General features: G+C 59.9%; 19 protein-coding genes and 1 pseudogene. 11 read left to right on the top strand and 9 right to left on the bottom strand.

All coding sequences use genetic code 11. From position 1 onward, the window contains the following. Positions 1-157: 157 nt before the first annotated feature. The 3 genes from QN219_RS32470 (at position 158) to QN219_RS32480 (ending at position 2140) form a co-directional block, all read left to right on the top strand. Positions 158-331 (top strand): DUF3606 domain-containing protein, encoded by a 174-nt coding sequence (locus tag QN219_RS32470; RefSeq protein ID WP_284004514.1) that lies wholly within the window; start codon positions 158-160, stop codon positions 329-331. Between the two features lie 8 nt (positions 332-339). Continuing rightward, the gene (locus QN219_RS32475) at positions 340-525 is read left to right on the top strand and encodes a hypothetical protein (RefSeq protein ID WP_284004515.1); all 186 of its coding nucleotides are present in this window, start codon (positions 340-342) and stop codon (positions 523-525) included. 298 nt (positions 526-823) lie between these two features. Then, positions 824-2140, top strand: coding sequence for a calcium-binding protein (locus tag QN219_RS32480; protein ID WP_284004516.1), 1317 nt, complete (start codon positions 824-826; stop codon positions 2138-2140). 230 nt (positions 2141-2370) lie between these two features. On the opposite strand, the gene QN219_RS32485 is transcribed toward QN219_RS32480, so the two are convergent. Beyond that, the gene (locus tag QN219_RS32485) at positions 2371-3066 is read right to left on the bottom strand and encodes an SOS response-associated peptidase (protein ID WP_405052310.1); all 696 of its coding nucleotides are present in this window, start codon (positions 3064-3066) and stop codon (positions 2371-2373) included. A gap of 239 nt (positions 3067-3305) precedes the next feature. Between QN219_RS32485 and QN219_RS32490 the strand changes: the two are divergent. Continuing rightward, positions 3306-3422, top strand: a pseudogene (locus QN219_RS32490) (SDR family oxidoreductase); the annotation flags it as partial. An 83-nt stretch (positions 3423-3505) separates the two neighbouring features. Here the strand turns inward: QN219_RS32490 and QN219_RS32495 are convergent. Further along, entirely contained in the window at positions 3506-3853 is a 348-nt protein-coding gene (locus tag QN219_RS32495; RefSeq protein ID WP_284004518.1) for a hypothetical protein, read from the bottom strand. A gap of 519 nt (positions 3854-4372) precedes the next feature. Here QN219_RS32495 and QN219_RS32500 point away from each other — a divergent pair. Then, entirely contained in the window at positions 4373-4798 is a 426-nt protein-coding gene (locus tag QN219_RS32500) for a potassium channel family protein (protein WP_284004519.1), read from the top strand. A gap of 15 nt (positions 4799-4813) precedes the next feature. Here QN219_RS32500 and cax read toward each other — a convergent pair whose 3' ends face one another. From cax to QN219_RS32525, 5 genes are all read right to left on the bottom strand, one after another. Then, complete coding sequence (cax, locus tag QN219_RS32505) at positions 4814-5959, bottom strand: calcium/proton exchanger (RefSeq protein ID WP_284004520.1); 1146 nt, start codon at positions 5957-5959, stop codon at positions 4814-4816. A gap of 34 nt (positions 5960-5993) precedes the next feature. Next, positions 5994-7268 carry an alpha/beta hydrolase gene (locus QN219_RS32510; RefSeq protein WP_284004521.1) on the bottom strand — a complete coding sequence of 425 codons (1275 nt, stop codon included), beginning with the start codon at positions 7266-7268 and terminating at the stop codon, positions 5994-5996. Positions 7269-7704: 436 nt separating this feature from the next. After that, positions 7705-8673 (bottom strand): DUF2950 domain-containing protein, encoded by a 969-nt coding sequence (locus tag QN219_RS32515; RefSeq protein ID WP_284004522.1) that lies wholly within the window; start codon positions 8671-8673, stop codon positions 7705-7707. A 17-nt stretch (positions 8674-8690) separates the two neighbouring features. Beyond that, on the bottom strand, positions 8691-10073 hold the full coding sequence (locus QN219_RS32520) for a DUF3300 domain-containing protein (RefSeq protein ID WP_284004524.1): 1383 nt from the start codon (positions 10071-10073) through the stop codon (positions 8691-8693). Between the two features lie 92 nt (positions 10074-10165). Then, positions 10166-10426 carry a hypothetical protein gene (locus QN219_RS32525; RefSeq protein WP_284004525.1) on the bottom strand — a complete coding sequence of 87 codons (261 nt, stop codon included), beginning with the start codon at positions 10424-10426 and terminating at the stop codon, positions 10166-10168. A 439-nt stretch (positions 10427-10865) separates the two neighbouring features. On the opposite strand from QN219_RS32525, the gene arcD reads away from it, so the two are divergent. From arcD to QN219_RS32555, 6 genes are all read left to right on the top strand, one after another. Next, entirely contained in the window at positions 10866-12338 is a 1473-nt protein-coding gene (gene arcD, locus QN219_RS32530; protein WP_284004527.1) for an arginine-ornithine antiporter, read from the top strand. A gap of 48 nt (positions 12339-12386) precedes the next feature. Continuing rightward, on the top strand, positions 12387-13616 hold the full coding sequence (arcA, locus tag QN219_RS32535; protein ID WP_284004529.1) for an arginine deiminase: 1230 nt from the start codon (positions 12387-12389) through the stop codon (positions 13614-13616). A 38-nt stretch (positions 13617-13654) separates the two neighbouring features. Next, positions 13655-14659: an ornithine carbamoyltransferase gene (locus QN219_RS32540; RefSeq protein ID WP_284004531.1), complete on the top strand. Its 1005-nt coding sequence runs from the start codon at positions 13655-13657 to the stop codon at positions 14657-14659. 2 nt (positions 14660-14661) lie between these two features. Then, positions 14662-15606: a carbamate kinase gene (arcC, locus tag QN219_RS32545; protein WP_284004533.1), complete on the top strand. Its 945-nt coding sequence runs from the start codon at positions 14662-14664 to the stop codon at positions 15604-15606. Between the two features lie 23 nt (positions 15607-15629). Continuing rightward, positions 15630-17159 carry a Na+/H+ antiporter NhaC family protein gene (locus QN219_RS32550; RefSeq protein WP_284004536.1) on the top strand — a complete coding sequence of 510 codons (1530 nt, stop codon included), beginning with the start codon at positions 15630-15632 and terminating at the stop codon, positions 17157-17159. A 275-nt stretch (positions 17160-17434) separates the two neighbouring features. Continuing rightward, positions 17435-17905 (top strand): histidine kinase, encoded by a 471-nt coding sequence (locus QN219_RS32555; RefSeq protein WP_284004537.1) that lies wholly within the window; start codon positions 17435-17437, stop codon positions 17903-17905. Positions 17906-18228: 323 nt separating this feature from the next. On the opposite strand, the gene ppk2 is transcribed toward QN219_RS32555, so the two are convergent. Together ppk2 and QN219_RS32565 are read right to left on the bottom strand one after the other, a co-directional pair. After that, positions 18229-19017 carry a polyphosphate kinase 2 gene (gene ppk2, locus QN219_RS32560; RefSeq protein WP_284004541.1) on the bottom strand — a complete coding sequence of 263 codons (789 nt, stop codon included), beginning with the start codon at positions 19015-19017 and terminating at the stop codon, positions 18229-18231. Between the two features lie 145 nt (positions 19018-19162). Continuing rightward, positions 19163-20702: SulP family inorganic anion transporter (locus QN219_RS32565; protein WP_284004539.1), on the bottom strand; the 1540-nt coding region annotated here is incomplete at its 5' end.

A 20702-nucleotide genomic window follows, 5' to 3' on the forward strand; every position in this document is an offset into this window, starting at 1 on the left:
TGCCGCAACAATAATCATATTTTTCATGTGTTTACCTCTTCCGACGATAGGGATTGATTCCCATGCTAGAAACACCCCGGCAGTAAATTGGTTCCAGCGCGATCATCGCCGCAGGTGAATTGTCTCCTGTCGTTCATGTTTGATCATGGAGGACAGCATGGCAGACGATCCGAACAAAAAAGGTCGCGACCGCAAGCTCGCGTCCACTGAAGAGCATGAGGTCGCCTACATCGTGAAGGCGGCGAAGGTGACTCGGCAGAAAGCGCTTGAGGCGATCCGCGAAGCTGGCCCGAGCGGCGAGAAGGTGATGGCGTATTTGGCGAAGGAATAGGCAGCCTCATGAGACTTGTAGAATTGAAGCTTAAACCATCGCTTCTCTCCGAGCTTAACCAGCTCGGATATGAGGCGATCGAAGATATCCAGCATCTGTCCTGCAGAGCTGCTGCGGGGATGGGCGGACACGACTGGCGGAAGATTGCAAAGGCATTAGGGCGAGAGCCATCCCCTGAGATGAAGAAGCGTTGATCCCACGCCAAAGGCAGTTCGAGAATTGTTCCGCTACCCTTGTCCCAATCCGGAGACGGAGTATCCTGCTAAACGCCTCAACCTGCCCCCGCGGTCTCGCCAACAGAGTGTGGCTCCGACGCGGCAATAGCAACCAGCGCGCTGTGAAGGCGACGCAAACTGCGGTTCGATACGTTGGGCGCCATGCCAATCTTGTGTCGAGTCCATCGCCTGATCGCGGCGTCTCCTCACAGCATTGCTGCAACGAGACAGTTCACAAGCGCCAAGCATAGAGCGCTGAACTCCAGGGAGAAGGTTCATGGCAAACCTGATCGGTGGAATCCCGCCTTATCGTGGCATCAACAACCTCATCATCGGCACGGGTGCCGCTGACTTCATCTTCGGTGATCCCTATACAACCGGCAATGTGTTTGGCGTGGCCGAGATCGGCGGCCCACTTGCCGCCGGCCGTGGCGGCAATGACTTGCTCATCGGCCTCGGCGGCGACGATTGGCTCTTTGGCGATGCCTGGGAGATCAGCGGCGAGGGACGAGGCGGCGATGATTGGCTCATCGGTCTCGGCGGCGATGACCAGCTCTTTGGTGATGCCAACACCATGTCCGGCAACGCTCGGGGCGGCAATGACTGGCTCTCCGGTGGTCAGGGAAACGACACCCTCTATGGCGACGCGAACACCATGTCCGACGACGCCCGGGGCGGCAACGACCAACTCATCGGTGGTAAAGGGAATGATGTGCTCTATGGCGATGCGGGCACCGGACCCGACGTCTTCTCACGAATTATGGCCGGCGGCGACCAGCTCTATGGCGACTTGGGAAATGATGTCCTCGTTGGGGATGTCGGAGACCCATTCTCATTCTTCTTCGGCCTCGCCGTGGGAGGCGACGACCAACTCTATGGCGGCCCTGGAGACGACGTCCTCTACGGCGACGGGCGCGACGTCTTGGTGGACCAGCCCGGCGATGACCGGCTCAATGGCGGCTCGGGAAACGATGTCCTCGTCGGCGATCAGATCTTTAGCAGCTCGGATGCGGCGAGTGGCTCCGGCGGCGACGACCTGCTTGAAGGCGGCTCGGGAGACGATACCCTGTACGGCGACACACAGACTGAATTTTTCTTCAGCGGCTCGGGCGGCAACGACCAGCTGTATGGCGGCTCCGGAAACGACATCCTAATCGGCGACGAGGGCGTCGCCCGGCTTGGCACTGGCGGCGACGACCGGCTCGACGGCGGCTCGGGCAACGACACTCTTTACGGCGATTTCGAAAGCGCAGCGGACTCCCAATGTGGGGCCGATGTGCTGATCGGTGGAACTGGCAATGACCAACTATGGGGCGATGCCGGGTTCGGCTCGTCGGTGTTCACCCCCGGTGCGGACCAGTTCCTGTTTGCCCCAAGCAGCGGCCAGGACACGATCGGTGACTTCCAGCTTGGAGTGGATGTCATTCAGATCGACAGCGGCTACGGCTATTCCAGCTTTGCCGAACTGCAACCCAACATCAGCGACGATGCAAATGGAAACGCGGTCGTGCATCTGAACGGCACGGTCGACCAGATCACCCTGATCGGCGTTCAGACCGCCAATCTTACCGCCAACGAATTCTTCTTTGTGTGAGAGTCTGGGCAGCGCGTGCCCCTTCGGCCACTGAGATTTTCAATGGTTTGTCGTGCCGATCGGCGACGCTGCGACCGGGGGGCGCTGCTGGACGAGATTAGAAGACTTTCCCAAACCGCCCGAAGACTTGGTTCGAACTTACCTGTGGTGCTGGCGACATAGACAGAGTGGATGGGCGTGTGCCTCCGTTTTGTCGCTCCCAACCTCTCGGCCGGGCGCCTGTTCCTCCTCTATGACTCGATCGGATCAAGGATGTCGGCGGTGTCGTTCTTCGGCGAACCGACCTTGCGATCGATCGGCCACATGGTCATCAGCTCGGCCGGGAACGGCTTCATCAGATCGTACGGGTCCGGCTCGGGCGAAAGCCATCGCTCGTAGTCCTCGCGGTGCAGAATGACCGGCATCCGATCATGAATCGATGCCATCATGTCGTTCGGCGGACAGGTGATCACGCAGAAGGTGCGGATATCCTCGTCGGTCGCTGGATTGCGCCAGGTTTCCCAGATGCCGGCGAGCGCGAAGGGCGCCCCCGATTTCATTGCAATGGCGTAGGGCTGCTTGTTCTTGCCCGTGCCGAAGGTGTCCTTCCACTCGAAGAAACCGTTGATCGGCACTAGGCATCTGCGGCTGGCGTAGGCTTTCTTGAACATGCCGTTGCTGGAGATGCCCTCGCGCCGCGCATTTACCAGCGGCGGTCGACCGGGCTTCTGCTCCTTGATCCAACTCGGGATGAGACCCCACCGCGCGCTGACAAAGGCGGGGCCGAAAACGTCTGGCTCCCGGACCACGTCGCGGATGATGATCGGGTAGTAGAGCGACGGCGCGCCGTTGTAACGCGGGAGTTGGTTCGCCAGCCCCTCGACTTGCTGGGTTGCTGCGAAAGAGAAATTGCGCAACAGGTCTCCAAGCGTGCTGTCGCTTGGCAGATAACTGTGAGAATGCGGCTGTTTCGCCTTTGATTTGGCATTTAATTTGAGAATCGAGCGGTCATAATTCTCAGGCTGACTGCCGTAAACTGTTTGCTATCTCATTGTATTTACGTATCTTTGTGTTCGTTCGTCATAGAAGCCGTGCGGTCACGCCTCGGCGCTGGTTTCTCAAATTAAATGCCAAATGGCCGCCGTATGTCTCAAATTAAGTGGCAATTCTCAATTTATGTGCGTGACAACTGGTCGACATCGACGACGTTGGCGTGGCCACGGCCTTTCTCGCGCATGATGCTGCACGCCTCATAACCGGTCAGGTGCTATACGTTGATGGCGGTTACCACATCATCGACTGATGCCGGGGACCGAGAAACACTTGTCGGCGCTTTGACATGGATGAGCGGCGCAGTCGGCCCGAATGTCTTTTTCATGATATCCGTTAGCGTGGTGTCTCAGGCTCAAACATCTTGTCGCCGTAAGGGTTGGGGACTTTTGGCGCACCCACTTGGAGGAAGGGCCTTCCTGCTGCTTTATGACAATTATTGCATTCGGTTGTCATTTCGGCGAACGACTCTTCAAATCGCTTGTCGTCTTTTGCTTTTATGGACTTCTCAATTACCGCCGCGATTTTATCAGTATTGGCGAGGTCGGAGGGGGACATGGGATAAAAACGCATGACATCCTTGAAGCCCGCCTTGACTTGTCCCAATTGGTAACCCGCCAATGTCCAGTTCCTTAGCTTCACTGAATACCAAAGCTTGGAACGACTCAGCTCAATTTTGGTCATGATCTCGCCGAGGCTGGGCGCGTATTTGCTTGAGTGCTGAGCAACTTGATCCGTTGGAGCCGTCCTATAGCAGTGCGAGTATAGCAACCGAAATAACCCCGAGAGGTCGCATACTCTTATCTCCGGGTATTCGCGTTCGAACTGGTCGCCAGGACGTCGCCATCGCTCGCGTCGGCAGGCCACACGTGAGTAATGACCTTACGCCTATCTCATCACTTGCGTCGTTGATTGCGATCAACGAGGGACAAAATAGGCGTTATGCGGAGCAACGCTACCGGTTCATCGGTTCATCGGATCGCGTGATGCGAGCCGCTGCGTGACTCTGGCGGTGTCACACGTGCTAGAGCCGCCCGGTCAGTGCCACCGTTAAGGCTCCGTCGGTTGCGAGGTATGGCGAGGCACGACTCGGCGCGTTCCGATGGCACTTGTTCACCGACCAGCCAGTCTTTGCTACATTGATATGTAGAAGGCGGCGGCAATAGCGCGTGCCGGTCGATCCGCCATGGTGTGGAGGCGTGGGTGCTGCTTCGACTGGCTATCGCGTGTGGGCTCATCGCGGCAACAGTTGCCGTTCAGGCGTTTTTCATGTCCGCCGGACTTGCTGCCTTTCGGCGGCTGGAAAAGAAACGCCGAGACTTTTTGATTCGCTACCCAATGCTCGCGACCGTGGCCTGGATAATCTACCTGATTGTTCCGATTGTCCTTGATGTCGGGCTCTGGGCAGCTTTCTATTATTTTGCGCAGGCGCTGCCGAACTTTGAAGACGCGCTCTACTTCTCGACCGTCACCTTCACGACGGTCGGCTATGGCGACATCGTTCTTGGCAGGGACTGGCGCCAGGTCGCCACGTTCGAGGCCGTCAATGGCTGGATTATCTTCGGATGGGCAACAGCTCTGATGATGGCCGTGATCCAGCGTTTGTATTTTCACGGGGACAGCCAGTGACGGATGCCTGTGAACTCACGCCGATGGCGGCAAGAGAAACAGCGTGAGCCCAAATATGGCATAGACCGCCAGCGCCATGACGCCGGCATACCATGCTGCGCGCCCACCATTGGACAAGAGAGTTGCGGCCATCGTCGCGATCAGCATCATCGCGACCGCCCCGGGCCAGAACTGCAGGGACATCGGCTCCGGACCAACAAAGTAGCTGACAAGCACCAGGACCGGAGCGATGAAAAGCGCGATCTGCGCAGCGCTGCCCAATGCAATGCCGACGCTGAGATCGAGGCGATTGGCGCGCGCCGCCGAGAAAGCGGTTGTCATTTCCGCGGCTCCGCCCACCAGGGCTACGACGATGAAGCCGACGAAGGCGGGCGTCATCCCGAGACGTTGAGCGGCGACCTGTACCGAGCCGACGAAGATCTCGCTGACCATTGCCACGAAAAGCGTGACGACAATCAGGACAACGATCCCGACCGGAAGCGGCCACGGTTTCTCATCCTCGTCGACGTGGCTGCCGCTGGCGAAAAGCTCCCGGTGCGTCTTCAGGGAAAACAGCATGCCGAGCCCGTAGACAGCAATGAGAAGTACCGACAGGCCCAAGCTCAGGTGCTGGGAGAAGCCGGCTGCGGGGGCGGCGCGGTCCACTTCGCTGATCAGCGAGGGGACCAGAATGGCGATCGTCGCCAGGAACAACAGGCTTGCCTGGAAGCGTGCATTCACCCTGTTGAAGTCTTGCAGGTGATGCTTGAGCCCGCCGACGAGGAAGGCGCCGCCCAGCATGAAAAGCGTATTGGTGACGATCGCACCGGCAATCGATGCCTTGACCAACAGATATTGGCCCGCCTGCAGGGCCGCGAGCGAGATGACGAGCTCGGTCAGGTTGCCGAGAGTGGCATTAAGCAGGCCTCCGACCGTATCGCCGGTCTTCGCCGCCACTGCTTCGGTCGCGCGGCTCAACAGTGCGGCAAGCGGTATGATCGCCGCCACCGACAGGAGAAACAGCCACGTGTGCGCCTCCGGCACTGTCTGCTCCAAAAGGATGACGACAGGCACGAACACGATGAGCGCCAAGAGAGGCGTTCGCCGAAACTCCGCCAGGACCGCCTTGCCGACTGCAGGGCGCGGCAGAGCCTCGGAGCCTCTGTCCTTCAAATTGCTCATCACATTGCCCTCCGGAGTGTCGGAGTCGCCGCCGCTAGTTCGTGGCTGCTCCGGCATGTGCGCCGCTTCCGAGCGTCTCGTCCAGCTTCGGCCGCTTCTTGGGCGGCAGCGTCGGCTGCTCGAGCACCTTCACAGGCGCGCTGATCGTCGCGGCTGCGACCGTGCCGACATTCTTGGCGGTACCGGCAACAACGGCGGTGATGCTGTCACCCAAGGTGACCGTGGAATCCGTGAGTGTCTGGCCATTGATGATCCGCTGGCCGATCAGTTGCACGATTTGCGGACTTTCGGCGAATTTGCCATGGTGCAATCTGTCCTCGGACCGGACCTTGGTGAGGTCGATTGCGGTGATGCCTGCTTTTTCAAGCTGCGTGCGATAAGGTTCGGCCGTGGGATCGATCGCACCCAGCCGTGAGACGTCGCCCGATATGAAGCTCGAGACAGCGAGCGCCCGATCGTCCTGCGAAACGAAGATCGTGAATTTGGGCCGTTGCTTACCCAATTCCACGAACTGCTTCGCGAAGACATCGAGGTCGATGTCGGGAGATGCGAGGATCACATTCTTGATCTTGGGCGCGATCCCTCCGTCGCGAATGCCCATCTGCCGCAGCGACTCCATCGTCAGCCATGTGCCCATCGAATGGGCGAGAATGGTCACCTCATTTACATCAGGCGCGTTCGCGAGCGACCGCAGCGCGTCTTCGAGCGCGGTCCTCGAATAGTTGGTGCTCTCCTTGTCGTAATTGTAGTCGAACACACGGGCGCGAGACGGCCAAGTGAACAGCATCGGCGTCGCATCGGCGCCGGAATCATGGACGATCTGCGCCAGCCTGAAGACTGAATCCTCGTAAGTGTTGTTGAACCCGTGCACGAACAGGAGGATGTTTCCGCCGACGCTATGCTCACGGAACCAAGCTCGCGCTTGATCGCGTGATGGCAGCTCGCGCACGCGCGTCACGGCGAAATCGGTTTCCGGATTGGGAGGCAGGCGGCGCGGCCACTGCACGGAGCCGGGCTTGCGTTTCGAATCCGGCGGGATCGACACCGCGACGTCCGTCAGGGAAAGCGCTGCGTTTCGTTCACCGGAAAAGAGGGTCGCAGGATTCCCGGAAGGCTGGCGCGTAGTCGCGACCAGCATGTCGACCTGCGATGTCTGGGTCGGCGCCGTCAGCGCCACCGGCGTCATCACGCCCTTTGGACGCCCCCCGCATCCGACCAGCACGGCGACCGCCACGAGCGCACCGGTGGCCGCTCGCCCAGCTTTCCCAAGGCTGCGGCGACGCGCGCAGAGACCTCTCACGTCAGGCATCGACATTCCCCTCTGACACCACTCCGGACCCGGCGCCACTTGACCGCGGCTAGGCAATAATTGATGACGTCGCACGATATATCCGCACTTCAACGTCTTTCGGAAGCCGAAATCGACTTCCGACGCTGAACGAATTCTTCCGGGCTACTGCATGTTTCCTTAAATCGTAGCCGATTTGAGGATAAAAACATGCAGCCATTCAAAGTGCTACAGAGTCCTTTGCGCTTCATAAGACGCGCGGCTGTAGGTGCGATCATCCGATCGGACCGTTGGATACCCTTGCGACCGCCGCGGTTTCATTGTCGTCGAGCGTCGTCTCGCCAGCTCTTGGCTCTCCACGCCACAGCCAGGGATAGCTGCCCTCGCGCAGCAGCCTGCTGCTGCAGCATCGGCAGGCGGCCCGACCGAACGATCGATATACTTTGTCGTCAGAGAGTCAGTCGGCAACCACGGTCCATTTGTCATCGGGATTGAACCGCTCGATGAAAGGCACGATCGCTTCGGTGCTGGCGCCGAGATCGCGTTCGTAGACAATGCCCTGCTGGTTGACGACGAAGGTCTTGACGCCGGTCTCGGCATAGGTGACCGGCCAGGCGATCAGGCCGAAGCCGGCGATCATGTTGTCGTTGATGACATAGTCGTATTTGCCGCCGGCAATATTGTCGCCCTGTGAGGTCAGGATGCGGAAGCGGTAGCCGAAATAGCCCTCGCCGGCCTTTGCCCTTTCCAGAGCCGCCTCGCTGATGGCGTCACCGACCGGGCTTTCGCCATCGCCCTGCTCGGCCGGCCAGTAAAGCCCGTCGGTCTGGCCCGGGCTGCTGATCAGCTTCTGGGCATATTCGAGGAGGCCGTCCGCATCGCGGTCCTGAGAGGCATAGTCCTTCTGCGCATCGACATAGGCGCGCGCCGCTTCGATCGCCTCGAGCTCGTTTTCGCCGACGCGGCGGTTGACGATCTCCTCCAGTCCGACATAGGTGTCGAAGGCCCATTTACCGTCCTCTCCCTTGGTTATCGGGAATGGCAGCGGCCAGAGGCGATCGCCGATCTCGACGATTTTGCGATTGTCGACGTCCTCGATCACGACCCGGCGGGCCGCCCCCTCGCGAATGAGCGCGAAGGTTTCCATCGCCCCCTCACCCATCTTCACCTTCGCCGCATCGAGTCCCAGCAGCTTCGCCAGGCCGTCGAAGTCGTTGGCGGCGAGCCGTGCCTTGAAAGCCTCCACCGCCTTCATCGGGTCGTCGAAGGCCGGCGGGTCTTCGGCCGCGGCATAGTCGTCGATGATACCCGGCGCTTGCTGCGCCTGGTCTGGCTGCTGTGCCTGGGCAACAGCGGCGTCGATCGTAAGGACACTCGCAAGCGAGACCGCCGATCCAAGGAGAAGTGTGTGCAAAAGCTTGGTCATGGCCGTTCTCCCTCCGCTCAGCGCCTGCGTCCACCACCGCCGCGGCCCCCGCCGCCGCGATGCATCGGCGGCCTGCCGCCACCGCGACTCATCTGCGGCCGTCCGCCGCCGCGATGACCGCCACCCATGCTATGGCCGCCGCGCCGCGACGAGGCCACCTCGCGCCGACCGTGGTTGACATTGCCGAGACCGGACGGCTTCTTCGGCCGGTTCTGCGCCTTGGAGGCCATCTTCTTTTTGCCGGCGGGCCGGTTGACAGAAGATTTCTTGCCCTTCGGCCGGTTGACGCTTGGTTTCGCCCCGTCGGCTCTGGCTTTCGCCACCGCCTGCCCGCCGCCAGGACGTGCTGCGGTATCCCGTCTCGGCTGGGCCTTGAGCCCTTCGAGCGTGCTCTTGCGCACGTCCTTGAGTTGGCCGCCGCCGCCGTCCGGTCGCGCCTGCGGACGATCGCGATTGATCTCGGCGGCGCGGTTGCGGAGGTTGTTATCGCCCTTGGCCTTGATGTCGTTCTTGATGTTCGTGCGGTCGAATTTCTGGAACTGATCGCGATCGAAATTGATCTTGCTGCGATCGACATTCTTCCAGTCGATGTCGTTCCAGTTGATCTTGCCGTCGAAGTCGATGTTGTTGAAGCACTTGTTGCAGTCGACATCGATGTTGCCGTCCCAGTCACCGCCCCAGACGCCCCAATCGTCCCAGTCGATGATGGCGGCAAAAGCCGCGCCGGTGACGGCTCCGGCGAAGAAGGCCGCTCCGGGATACCAGTAAGCGGGATAGGGCTCTTCGTAATAGCTGATCGGCGCCGGCGCGTAGTCCGGCTCGTAGAGCATCTCCGGCGGATACTGCGGCACGTAGATCGTTTCCGGGTTCGCGGACTGAATGACGATATTGTCACCCTCCTCGACCACCTTCACCTTGTCGTCCGTCTTGATGATGTTCTTGGCAACCGCCTCATCGCGCAATTGCTGGATAGCGATCAACACATCCTTCTGCTGATTGGCGATCGCCTCACCGAACGATTGCGTCCATTCGAGGTCCTCGCTCATCATCTTGACGACCTCGGGATAGTTCAGCAGCGAGACAACGCTGCCATCCCAGTTGTCTTTCGGTTTCAGGTCTGAATTCTTCTCGCGAGCCTCGAGAAACCGTTCGGCCTCGACGATCTGCAGGGGATAGAGCGATGCCGCGGAAATCAGCGCCACCAGTTCGTCCGGATAGAGCGCTATGCGGGCAACCAGAACTTCAAGCTCGTCGTCGCTGAGCGGCTCGGGCGCGGCTTGCTGCTGCGGCGCCGGCGGCGCTGTCGCCGTCACTTGAGCGCGCGCCACGCCACATGGCGCAAGCAGGATTGAAGCGACTGCCGTCGCGCGGCAGAGCAAAAAAATCTGCTGCCTGACCATATTGTTTCTCCAGAGGGCTGCAAGGACTGTTGCTCAGGCGTCGTGGGCAGAGAGATGGCCACGACGTCATCCCGAAGTGCCTGGTGGTCGAGCTACTGCACGGGCTTCGTACGTTGCGGTTGCTGCTGATTGATCGTACCCGTAGCGCCCGGATCCGGCTTTTGTGCAGCGCCGCCTCTGCGCTTGAGGAGAAACTTGTTGATGGGCTCGCGCTGCCCGTCGATGACGCGCTGGTTTATGTCGACGCCCGGGTAGTGATCTCCAGAGTAGTTGTCGGCCAAGGAATAGGACATCGGGAATGCGGCTACGATAGCACCGGTGGCAGCGAACAGAATCTTCACTTTGTGATTCATCGTACTCTCCCGCTTTTCGGGTTTTCTGCATATTACGCCCATCACTTCTGTCCGTCGTTGATTGTGATCAATGAGCCGGCCAGGCTGGCCGTGGCCAATTCGAGTCCAGTTTCTGTGCCCGGCCGTCGGCTCCAAGCACATGTCCTTCGTCGGCTTCTTCGTGGCAGCGACCGGCATCCCTCGTTTCCGGCTGCAGCCGGCCGGTCCGCAGCGAGTATTGCTGGAAGCGCGCGGCATCTGCGTCAAGGGAGGTCGCATCAGGGAAACGCGAACAGACGGCGCATTTGTCTCAAATCAATGACACGGCGTCTCTCCATTCCTAAAGTTGCTCAATGCGGAAAGCGCGCGGCGCAACTGCGCAAATTCTTCCCCGCAAAATGCTGTGCCCGACGAACTGAAACGCGTGAATGCAGTAACTGCATGCGATTTGGAGGGGGACATGACGGTCGCGCATGAGGGCACCTTCAAAACCGAGGTGCATTCCGACAAACTCACTCTCCTGCCCCTCACGGCGCTCGTCGTGGGGTCGATGATCGGCGGCGGGGTTTTCAATCTGCCGTCAGACATGTCTCGCGCCGCTTCGCCCGGAGCAATATTGATCGGCTGGGTGATTACCGGCTTCGGTATGCTGATGCTGGCATTTGTCTACCAGACGTTGGCAAACCGGAAACCGGATCTCAATGCGGGTCCCTACGCCTACGCCAAGGCCGGTTTTGGTCCTTTCATGGGGTTCATCAGCGCCTGGGGCTACTGGCTGAGTGCGTTTCTCGGTAATGTCGCCTATGCCGTCGCCATCTTCTCAGGGCTGTCCTTCTTCATTCCGGTGTTCGGCGATGGAAACAATCTCGTTTCAATCATCGGCGCCTCGTTCTGCCTTTGGGCAATTCATTGGTTGGTGCTGAAGGGAGTTAAGCAGGCCGCCTTCGTCAACATCGTTACGACGATCGCCAAGCTCGTGCCGCTGTTCCTTTTCATCTTGATCGCGATCGTCGCGTTCAACTGGGACAGGTTCACGCTCAATCTCTGGGGCAGCGGGGGTGCTCCTGACGCCCCGGACCTCGGCAGCGTCATGTCGCAGGTCAAGAGCACTATGCTTGTCACCCTTTGGGTCTTTATCGGCATCGAAGGGGCGAGCGTATATTCGGCGCGTGCGGCTCGGCGCTCCGATGTCGGTCGCGCGACGGTGATCGGTTTTCTTGGAGCGCTCGGAATTTACGTTCTCGTGTCCATGCTTTCGACAGGGATTTTAAGCCAGCCGGAACTGGCCGGTCTCAAAGTGCCGTCTATGGCTGGAGTGTTGCAGCCGCTCGTCGGACAATGGGGTGCTGCCTTGATAAACGCCGGGCTGATTATCTCGGTCGGCGGCGCATTCCTGTCTTGGACTTTGCTCTGCTCGGAAATTCCCTACACGTGCGGGCGCGACGGAACGTTTCCGAGATGGTTTGCCGCCGACAATGAAAACGGATCTCCGGTAAACTCGCTTTGGGCGACCAATATTCTGATTCAGGTTTTCCTGGTCCTGAGCTTCTTTTCCAAGAGCGCCTACCAGTTCTTCTATTTCATTGCCTCTGTCGCCATCCTTCCCCCCTACGTCTTCTCCGGAGCCTACGCCCTCAAACTGGCATTGAGCGGAGAGACTTATCAGCAGGGTGCACCTGGTCGGAACAGGGACATCGCCGTAGGGGCACTGGCGACACTTTACGGCATCTGGTTGGTCTACGCTGCCGGGCTCAGCTACCTCCTGATGTGCTCGATCCTTTTTGCCCCAGGCCTCCTTGTCTATGCGAAGGCCAGGAAGGAGCGAGGTGAACAGGTATTTGCCGGATTTGAATCCTGGCTTGCGGGGCTGGTCGTCGTGCTCGCGATCGTCGCCGCATATCTACTCTGGATCGGAAAGATAAGCCCGCTCTGACTGCGGCGGGTCAAGTGCAAGGGCTGCGAGCTGAAGGAGGAGACGCGCATGCGCAACTTTGGTGTTCATTCGGAAGTTGGCAAGCTCAGAACCGTCATGGTGTGCCGGCCATCATTGGCGCATCAAAGGTTGACCCCGGCGAACTGCCACGACCTGCTGTTCGATGACGTCATCTGGGTCCACGAAGCTCAAAAGGATCACTACGACTTTGTTCTGAAGATGCAGGAAAGGGGAGTCGAGGTCCTCGAACTGCATGACCTCTTGGCTGAAACGCTCGCTGATGCGGACGCTCGCAGTTTCGTCCTGGACCGTCGGATCACGCCGAACGTCATGGGCTCGCAGATCGCGGAGGGCATGCGACCTTGGCTCAATGAAATGGATCCGAAGCAACTGGCTGCCTATCTCATCGGCGGAATTTCCATTGCCGATCTTCCCGAGGGCAGGGGGAAGAAGCTGATGGTGGGCGCTTTCGGGGGACTCGAATTCGTCATTCCGCCCATCCCTAACACGCTCTTCCAGCGCGACCCATCCTGCTGGATTTACAACGGCGTGACGTGCAACCCGATGTATTGGCCGGCGCGTCGTGCCGAAACGCTGGTGCAGCGGGCGATCTACAAATTCCATCCGATCTTCAAGGGCGGAGATTTCAACATCTGGTGGGGCGACTCGGACGAGCAGTTCGCCAATTCCACGATGGAGGGCGGCGACGTCATGCCGATCGGCAACGGCACCGTGCTCGTCGGAATGGGCGAACGCACCACGTATCAGGCCGTGGGCCAGGTGGCTAAGGCCCTCTTCAGGAACAAGGCGGCGACGCGGGTCATCGGTTGCCTGATGCCGAAGAGCCGGGCCGCCATGCATCTCGATACAGTGTTCAGTTTCTGCGACCGTGACGTCGTGACGCTTTTCGCCGACGTGGTCGACCAGATCCGCTGCTATAGCCTCCATCCCGTCGATGACGAAGGCAATTTCGAGGTGCGGACCGACGAGCGTTCGATGCTCGAAGTTGTCAGCGAGGCTCTGAACCTCCAGAAGCTCAGGAGCGTCGCTACGGGCGGTAATGCCTACGAGGCGGAGCGCGAACAATGGGACGATGGCAACAATGTCGTGGCACTCGAACCGGGAGTGGTCGTCGCCTACGACCGTAACACGCACACGAACACGCTTCTGAGAAAGGCGGGCATTGAGGTCATCACGATTCGTGGCGCCGAACTGGGTCGGGGTCGCGGCGGCGGGCATTGCATGACGTGCCCGATCTGGAGAGAGCCCGCGTATTGAAGAATTACCCACCCTGACTTTTGCATTGGAGCAGCATCATGAGTTTCAATCTCCGCAATCGCTCGCTTCTTACGGTGCAGGACTACACACCACGCGAGTTTCGCTACCTCCTTGATCTCGCCCGCGATCTGAAGCGGGCCAAATATGCGCGCACGGAACAGAAGCATCTGGAAGGTAAGGAAATCTGCCTGATCTTCGAAAAGACATCGACACGTACCCGCTGTGCTTTCGAAGTCGCCTGCTCCGATCAAGGTGCCAACGTCACGTACCTGGATCCCGCAGGCTCCCAGATCGGGCACAAGGAATCGTTCAAGGACACGGCTCGGGTTCTCGGCCGCATGTACGACGCCATCGAGTATCGCGGCTCATCGCAACATGGTGTCGAGACCCTGGCGAAATATGCCGGCGTGCCGGTCTATAACGGCCTCACCGACGAATATCACCCCACGCAGATGATCGCCGACGTGATGACGATGCGCGAACATGCAGACAAGCCGATCAGTGACATCAAATATGCCTATGTGGGCGATACGCGGTCGAACATGGGGCATTCTTTGTTGATCGTTGGCTGCCTGTTGGGAATGGACGTGCGGATATGCGGCCCGAAGTCGCTCTGGCCCTCAGAAGAATATCGGAGCATCGCCGAGCAACTCAAAGAGCGATCCGGAGCGCGCCTGACGATCACTGATGATCCAAGGGCAGCGGTCGAGGGAGTCGACTTCATTCACACCGACGTCTGGGTCTCGATGGGAGAGCCGAAAGAGGTTTGGAAAGAGCGAATCCAATTGCTCACACCCTATCAGGTCAATGCGGATCTGATGAAGGCGAGCGGAAATGCGCAAGCCAAGTTCATGCACTGCCTGCCTGCATTCCACGACACCGAGACAACGCTCGGAAAGCAGATCGCCAACGACTATGGAATGACCAACGGCCTCGAAGTGACCGACGACGTATTCGAATCCGAGGCGAACGTCGCCTTCGAGCAGGCGGAAAATCGCTTGCACACGATCAAGGCCCTGCTGGTCGCAACGCTGGGGGACTGAACATGCGTGTCGTGATCGCGTTGGGCGGCAATGCTCTCCTGAAGCGCGGGGAGGCCATGACCGCGGATGTGCAACGTCAAAACATCAAAATCGCTGCCGAAGCTATAGCACCGCTTGTGGCTGAACATCAGGTCGTGATCACCCATGGCAATGGTCCCCAAGTTGGGCTGCTCGCGCTCCAGGGAGCAGCCTATAAGCCAGATGAGGCCTATCCGCTTGACGTCCTCGGAGCAGAGACGGAGGGCATGATCGGCTACATGCTGGAGCAGGAGCTAGGAAACCTCCTTCCATTCGAAGTGCCGCTCGCAACGTTGCTCACGATGGTCGAGGTGGATGGTGCCGATCCTGGGTTCCAGAACCCGACCAAGTTCGTCGGGCCGGTTTACGAAGCGGACGAGGCTGCCAAAATCCATCAGGAGAAAGGATGGATTTTCAAGCAGGATGGCGACAAATGGCGCCGCGTCGTTCCATCGCCCGTTCCCAAGCGGATCTTTGAGATACGCCCGATCCGCTGGCTGCTGGACAAGAAGACTGTGGTGATCTGCGCCGGCGGCGGCGGCATCCCGACCATGTACGAGCGAGGTGCGGAACGAAAACTCGGGGGAGTGGAGGCTGTAATCGATAAGGATCTATGTTCCGAGCTTTTGGCGCGCGAACTTGAAGCCGACCTGTTCATAATGGCCACCGACGCCGAGGCCGTTTATACGAACTGGGGAACCGCCGATCGGAAGGCCATATTCAAGACGCCTCCCGAAGCGCTGAGTGCGTACTCGTTTCCCGCAGGCTCCATGGGACCAAAGGTCGAGGCAGCATGTCATTTCGCCAGAACGACGGGGCATTCAGCCGCGATCGGGGCACTGGCAGACATTCCCGCGATCGTGCGCGCGCAACGGGGCACCATCATCAATTCCTCGTTCCCGAAAATGACATGGCATGACCAAGGTTAGGCGCTCGCAGTGGAAGACGTGACATGACACAAATCGGTCGCGAGGACGGTATCGGCCCAAGAATCATTCCCCATCCACCGTCGTTGGTCGATGCACTTGTTCCCTGCCTCACGCTCGTTTTGCTTCTTTCGCTTTCCTTTGTGCTGTTCGGCAACGATGCCTCGTCCGGTCCCAACCAGATAGCCTTGCTTTTCTGCGGGATTGTCGCCGCCGGCGTCGCTTACAAGAATGGATTGCGATGGGACGGCATCCGCCAGGCAGTGGTAGACGGTATCGCCGCTGGTCTTCCGGCGATCCTGATCCTTCTAGCTGTTGGAGCGCTCATTGGGACCTGGGCAATGAGCGGCACGATCATTTCAATGATCTACTATGGACTGAAACTGCTCAGCCCAGCGTATTTTTACGCAACAACTTGCCTCGTATGCGCCATCGTCGCCTTCAGCATAGGTAGCTCCTGGACAGTCGCCGGAACGCTCGGCATCGGCCTAATGGGCGTCGCCGCCAACATGGGGCTTTCGCCGGCGATTACGGCTGGCGCGATCATTTCCGGAGCCTATTTCGGCGACAAGGCCTCGCCGCTCTCGGACACGGTGAATCTCGCGACGGCGACGGCCGGCTCCGACATCTACAGCCACATCCGTGAATCGCTCTGGACGTCTGTACCGGCGCTGCTTCTCTCGTCGGTCGCTTTCGGATTGCTTGGGCAGGCCGGCGAGTTTGACGCAAGGCGCGCACTTTCGACGATCGACAGCACAGTCGACGTTTCGCTCTGGTCGTTCCTGCCTCTCATCCTCGTCTTCCTGCTCTCGATCTCCAGACTTCCTCCCTTTGTCACCATCTTCGCAGGCGCGATCGCCGGTGCCGTAGTGGCCGTTCTGCATCACCCGGGAAGCGTCGTGGCTTTCGCTGGGACGCCAGACCTACCCTTCAGCTTGGCGTTGCTAAAAGGAGCATGGGCGGCGCTCGCCAACGGATTTGTGTCCTCGACAGGAGAAAAGTCCATCGACCTGGTCCTTTCCCGGGGTGGCATGTCCAGCATGATGAACACGGTCTGGCTCATCATCACCGCGCTCGCATTCGGTGCGGTCGTGGAACATGCAGGACTACTGAAACGACTGATAGACCCGCTCGTGGCGCGAACGAGATCTGCAGCGGGATTGATCGCGACCGTCGTCGGAACGTCGGTTGTCTCGAACGTTGTCACGTCCGATCAGTACATATCGATCGCCCTTCCAGGCAAGTTGTTCGGTGCTTCTTTTGCAGATCGAGGTCTCGCGCCTGTCATGCTGTCGCGGGTCGTCGGGGACTCGGCTACTGTTACTTCACCACTCATACCTTGGAACAGTTGCGGTGCGTACATGGCGGCAACGCTCGGGATTTCCACGGCTGCGTATGCCGGCTTCTGTTTCTTCAACATCATAAATCCGGTGCTTGCGATCCTTTTTGCTCTGCTCGGTTGGCGGGTCATTCGAACGGAGAATCTTGAGGATCCGGTTGAAAGCACGGAGTCGGCGCCAAACTTGAACGGCTCGGCTCGCCCGACGGAATTGTGAGGTGGAAATGGCGGTGGAACTCGAGCGAAAGTTTCTCGTCCTGAACGACCGTTGGCGAAAGCACGCGTCTGCCGGTTGTGAGCTTCGGCAGGCCTACAGCCGAGTTTCCGCTCCCGACGTGGCTTGGACCGGAGATAACTCGGAACCGACTCTATTCAAATCGATCGCTGGCGATGAAATCGGGCCACCATTACGCGGACGGTCGCGTGCTAGTGGTCGACAAGTGAAACTAGCAGGAATTGAGCTTTTTCATCTTATCTGAGGAGGTCACCAACATGCCGGAAAACAAAGACTTCGATCCGAATGCAGCACCGATCAGTGCCGAGCAACTCCGCATGCAAATGCTGGAGCGGGAGATGGCGGAAATGGACAAGGAGCGAAAGCTCCGGGCGGTGCAAGAACAGAAGCTCGCCGATCTTGCTGCGGATTTCCTCGAGAAACACGTCTCGGAGGAGGAAATCGCGGTGGTTCGCCGCCTCGTCGCAAGCGCGGTAAAGGCCGGCAAGTTCGAAGCCATGGTCTACAGCTTCCCGTCCTCGCTCTGCACTGACAACGGCCGGGCGATCAACAACGCCGATCGTGACTGGCCAGAGACGCTGCAGGGCAAGGCCAGGGAGTTCTACGAGCGCTATCAGACCTTCGGCAAGCCGCAGGGCTACAAGCTGAAGGCGATGATCATCAATTTCCCGGGCGGCATGCCGGGTGATGTCGGTTTCTTCCTCGACTGGGCGCCAGACAAGGTGTGAGGCGTGGCCCGTTCCCGCGCGGCGCCTATAGAGCCGCGCGTCTTATCAAAGGCTCAAAAGGCACTGGAGCACTTGAGTTGCTGCATGTTTTTACCTTTAAATCGGCGACATTTAAGGAAACATGCAGGTTGGGGCGGAGAATGGCTGCGGCTTCTTAAGAAGCGCAGCCATATTGCGCTGCGCTTGTTTCCTTGAGTTGGAACCGGTTTTAGGGAAAACACGCAGCAATTCAAAAGCTTTACGGCGACCTTGTACGTCCGAAAGGGCGCAATCGCGCCGCAGGCGTCGCGCCTGCACGCCGATGCGGCGAGCAGGCGCTCCGTTCAAAAAACGTCCGGCACGGTCCGACGGATATGAGTGTCGTCGACATAGTCGTTCGGGCGCTTCTGCCGCTTGCCGAACTCGGGCTCCGGGAACTTCACCCGCTCGTAGGGGATCGTGGCCAGCATGTGCGAGATGCAGTTGATGCGCGCGCGCTTCTTGTCGTTGGACGGCACGATCCACCAGGGGGCAAAGTCGGTGTCGGTCATGCGGATCATCTCGTCATAGGCGCGGGTATAGTCCCACCAGCGGCGGTAGGATTCGACGTCCATCGGGCTTAATTTCCACTGGCGGGTCGGGTCGTCGACGCGCTGGCGGAAGCGCCGCTCCTGTTCCTCTTCGCTGACATCGAGGAAATATTTGAGCAGCACGATGCCGCTCTCGATCATTGCCGCCTCGAACCGCGGCGCAAGTTCGAGGAAGCGCCGCGCCTTCTCTTCGGTGCAGAAGCCCATGACGCGCTCGACGCCCGGGCGGTTGTACCAGGAGCGGTCGAAGATCACGACCTCGCCCGCCGCCGGCAGGTGTTGGATATAGCGCTGCATGTAGATCTGCGTTTTCTCCCGGTCGGTCGGAGCGGGCAGGGCGACGACGCGGAAGACGCGCGGGCTGACGCACTCGGTGAGCCGCTTGATCACGCCGCCCTTGCCAGCCGCGTCACGGCCCTCGAACACGATGACGATGCGGGCTCCGGTCTTCTTCACCCAGGCCTGGAGATGGGCGAGTTCGACGTGGAGCCGTGCGAGTTCCTTAGCATAGTCGCCGCTCGACTTCACCGCCGTCTCGTGCATCTCGGCGACCTTCCTGTTCTTTTCCTTGTCCTTGTTTTTATTCTTTTCCTTTTTGCCGTTCTTGCCGTTCTTGACCATGCTGCTCTCCCATCTGACCTTTGTCTGCTTCTTTAACAGTCGCAATGTGGGCGCGGCGGAGAACGCTCTACTGCGCGGCTTTTTCCGCAGCCCTTTTCTCGAACGCGTCCAGCGCGTCATCGAGATCCTCGAAGATCATCGAGGGGCCGATCTTTGTGATCGCCCCGGCTCGTTCGAGGATCTCGCGCGCTTCGAAATGCAGCTCGGCGATCGCAAACGCGATGCCGCGCCTGCCGAGATCGTCGTGGACCTCATCGAGCATGGCGGCTGCGGAACTGTCGATTTGGGCGATCGCGCCCGCATCCATCACAAACCAGCGAGTGTCCGCGGGCAGCGCATCGATCACGGCGCGCAGGCGCGTGTGGACGTAATCGGTGTTGAAAAACAGCAGGCTGCCCTGGACCATGAAGACGGAGAAGCCCGGCACCGGTCGAGCCGCCGGGTTGCGGTGGAGCTTGTAGAAGCCGTCATGGCCGGCGAGCCGGCCGAGCAGGGCGTCACGCGGAAACATGGTCTTGTGCAACACGTAGACCAACGTCGCGGCGATTGCCGTAACCACGCCTTCCAGAACGCCGAAGCTGATCGGCCCGGACATCGCGATCAGCGCGAAGACGAATTCGATGCGGCTGATGCGCCAGATCTCCTTCAGCGCGGAAATATCGATCAGGCTGAGCGCGGTTGCGACCAGCACAGCACCGAGCGTGGGGATCGGCAGGATGCGCAGGACATCGCCGAGGTAAAGGAGAACCGCCATCAGCGCCGCGGCCGCCACGATGCTCGCGATCTGCGACCGGCCACCGACGCTGAAGTTTACTGCCGTGCGCGAGTCCGAAGCCGTGACGGGGAAGGTCCCGAAGAGCCCGGCGGCGATGTTCGCCGCGCCGAAGCCTTCGAGTTCGCGGTTCGGGTCGACCAGGTAGCCGCCCTTGGCTCCGAAGCTGCGGGCGGCAATGATGCCGGAGCCGAAGCTCACCAGAAAGATCGCCCCGGCGCCAAGCAGGAGCGACTGAAGGTCGAGGCCCGCGATCGACGGCAGTGTCAAGGACGGCACGCCGCGAGGGATGTCGCCGACGACCGCGATGCCCTGTCCTTCGAAATCGAACAGGGCCGACGAGAGCACCGAGAGCGCGACGACCAGGACTGGTCCCGGAATGCGCGAATGCGCGATGCGCGCCGCCTGCAGGAGCGCGAACGACGCGGTCGCCAGTATGAGGGACGGCCAGTGGATCGATCCGGCCTTGCCGACAAGTTCGAGGATAGGGGTGATCAGGCCCTCGGTCTCGATATCGATGCCGGTGATGCGGTCGATCTGGCCGATCAGGATCGAAAGCGAGATGCCGGCGAAGAAACCGATCAGGATCGGACGCGACAGGAAGGTCGCAAGCACGCCGAGCCGCACGGCGCGCGCGATCAGGCACAGGGCGCCGACGGCGAGCGCCAGCAATGCGGCCACCGTGACGCGATCCTCGGTTACGCCGGGCACCGCATAGACGGTGGTGAGCACCGCGGCCAGCACCGTCATGGTCGGGGCGTCCGGCCCCACGATCAGGCGTCGCGAGGGCCCAAAGAGGGCATAGGCGACGAGCGGGGTGATGCTGGCGTAAAGG

This window comes from Sinorhizobium sp. 8-89 (assembly GCF_030124325.1).
Classification (GTDB): Bacteria; Pseudomonadota; Alphaproteobacteria; order Rhizobiales; family Rhizobiaceae; genus Sinorhizobium.

Excerpts from the sequence above, each read along its gene's own strand:
- QN219_RS32495 (WP_284004518.1), bottom strand. The coding sequence starts at position 3,853 with ATGACCAAAATTGAGCTGAGTCGTTCCAAGCTTTGGTATTCAGTGAAG.
- QN219_RS32480 (WP_284004516.1), top strand. The coding sequence starts at position 824 with ATGGCAAACCTGATCGGTGGAATCCCGCCTTATCGTGGCATCAACAAC.
- cax (WP_284004520.1), bottom strand. The coding sequence starts at position 5,959 with ATGAGCAATTTGAAGGACAGAGGCTCCGAGGCTCTGCCGCGCCCTGCA.
- QN219_RS32555 (WP_284004537.1), top strand. The coding sequence starts at position 17,435 with ATGCCGGAAAACAAAGACTTCGATCCGAATGCAGCACCGATCAGTGCC.
- QN219_RS32470 (WP_284004514.1), top strand. The coding sequence starts at position 158 with ATGGCAGACGATCCGAACAAAAAAGGTCGCGACCGCAAGCTCGCGTCC.
- QN219_RS32475 (WP_284004515.1), top strand. The coding sequence starts at position 340 with ATGAGACTTGTAGAATTGAAGCTTAAACCATCGCTTCTCTCCGAGCTT.
- QN219_RS32515 (WP_284004522.1), bottom strand. The coding sequence starts at position 8,673 with ATGACCAAGCTTTTGCACACACTTCTCCTTGGATCGGCGGTCTCGCTT.
- QN219_RS32550 (WP_284004536.1), top strand. The coding sequence starts at position 15,630 with ATGACACAAATCGGTCGCGAGGACGGTATCGGCCCAAGAATCATTCCC.
- QN219_RS32510 (WP_284004521.1), bottom strand. The coding sequence starts at position 7,268 with ATGCCTGACGTGAGAGGTCTCTGCGCGCGTCGCCGCAGCCTTGGGAAA.
- arcA (WP_284004529.1), top strand. The coding sequence starts at position 12,387 with ATGCGCAACTTTGGTGTTCATTCGGAAGTTGGCAAGCTCAGAACCGTC.
- QN219_RS32520 (WP_284004524.1), bottom strand. The coding sequence starts at position 10,073 with ATGGTCAGGCAGCAGATTTTTTTGCTCTGCCGCGCGACGGCAGTCGCT.
- QN219_RS32525 (WP_284004525.1), bottom strand. The coding sequence starts at position 10,426 with ATGAATCACAAAGTGAAGATTCTGTTCGCTGCCACCGGTGCTATCGTA.
- ppk2 (WP_284004541.1), bottom strand. The coding sequence starts at position 19,017 with ATGCACGAGACGGCGGTGAAGTCGAGCGGCGACTATGCTAAGGAACTC.
- arcD (WP_284004527.1), top strand. The coding sequence starts at position 10,866 with ATGACGGTCGCGCATGAGGGCACCTTCAAAACCGAGGTGCATTCCGAC.
- QN219_RS32540 (WP_284004531.1), top strand. The coding sequence starts at position 13,655 with ATGAGTTTCAATCTCCGCAATCGCTCGCTTCTTACGGTGCAGGACTAC.
- arcC (WP_284004533.1), top strand. The coding sequence starts at position 14,662 with ATGCGTGTCGTGATCGCGTTGGGCGGCAATGCTCTCCTGAAGCGCGGG.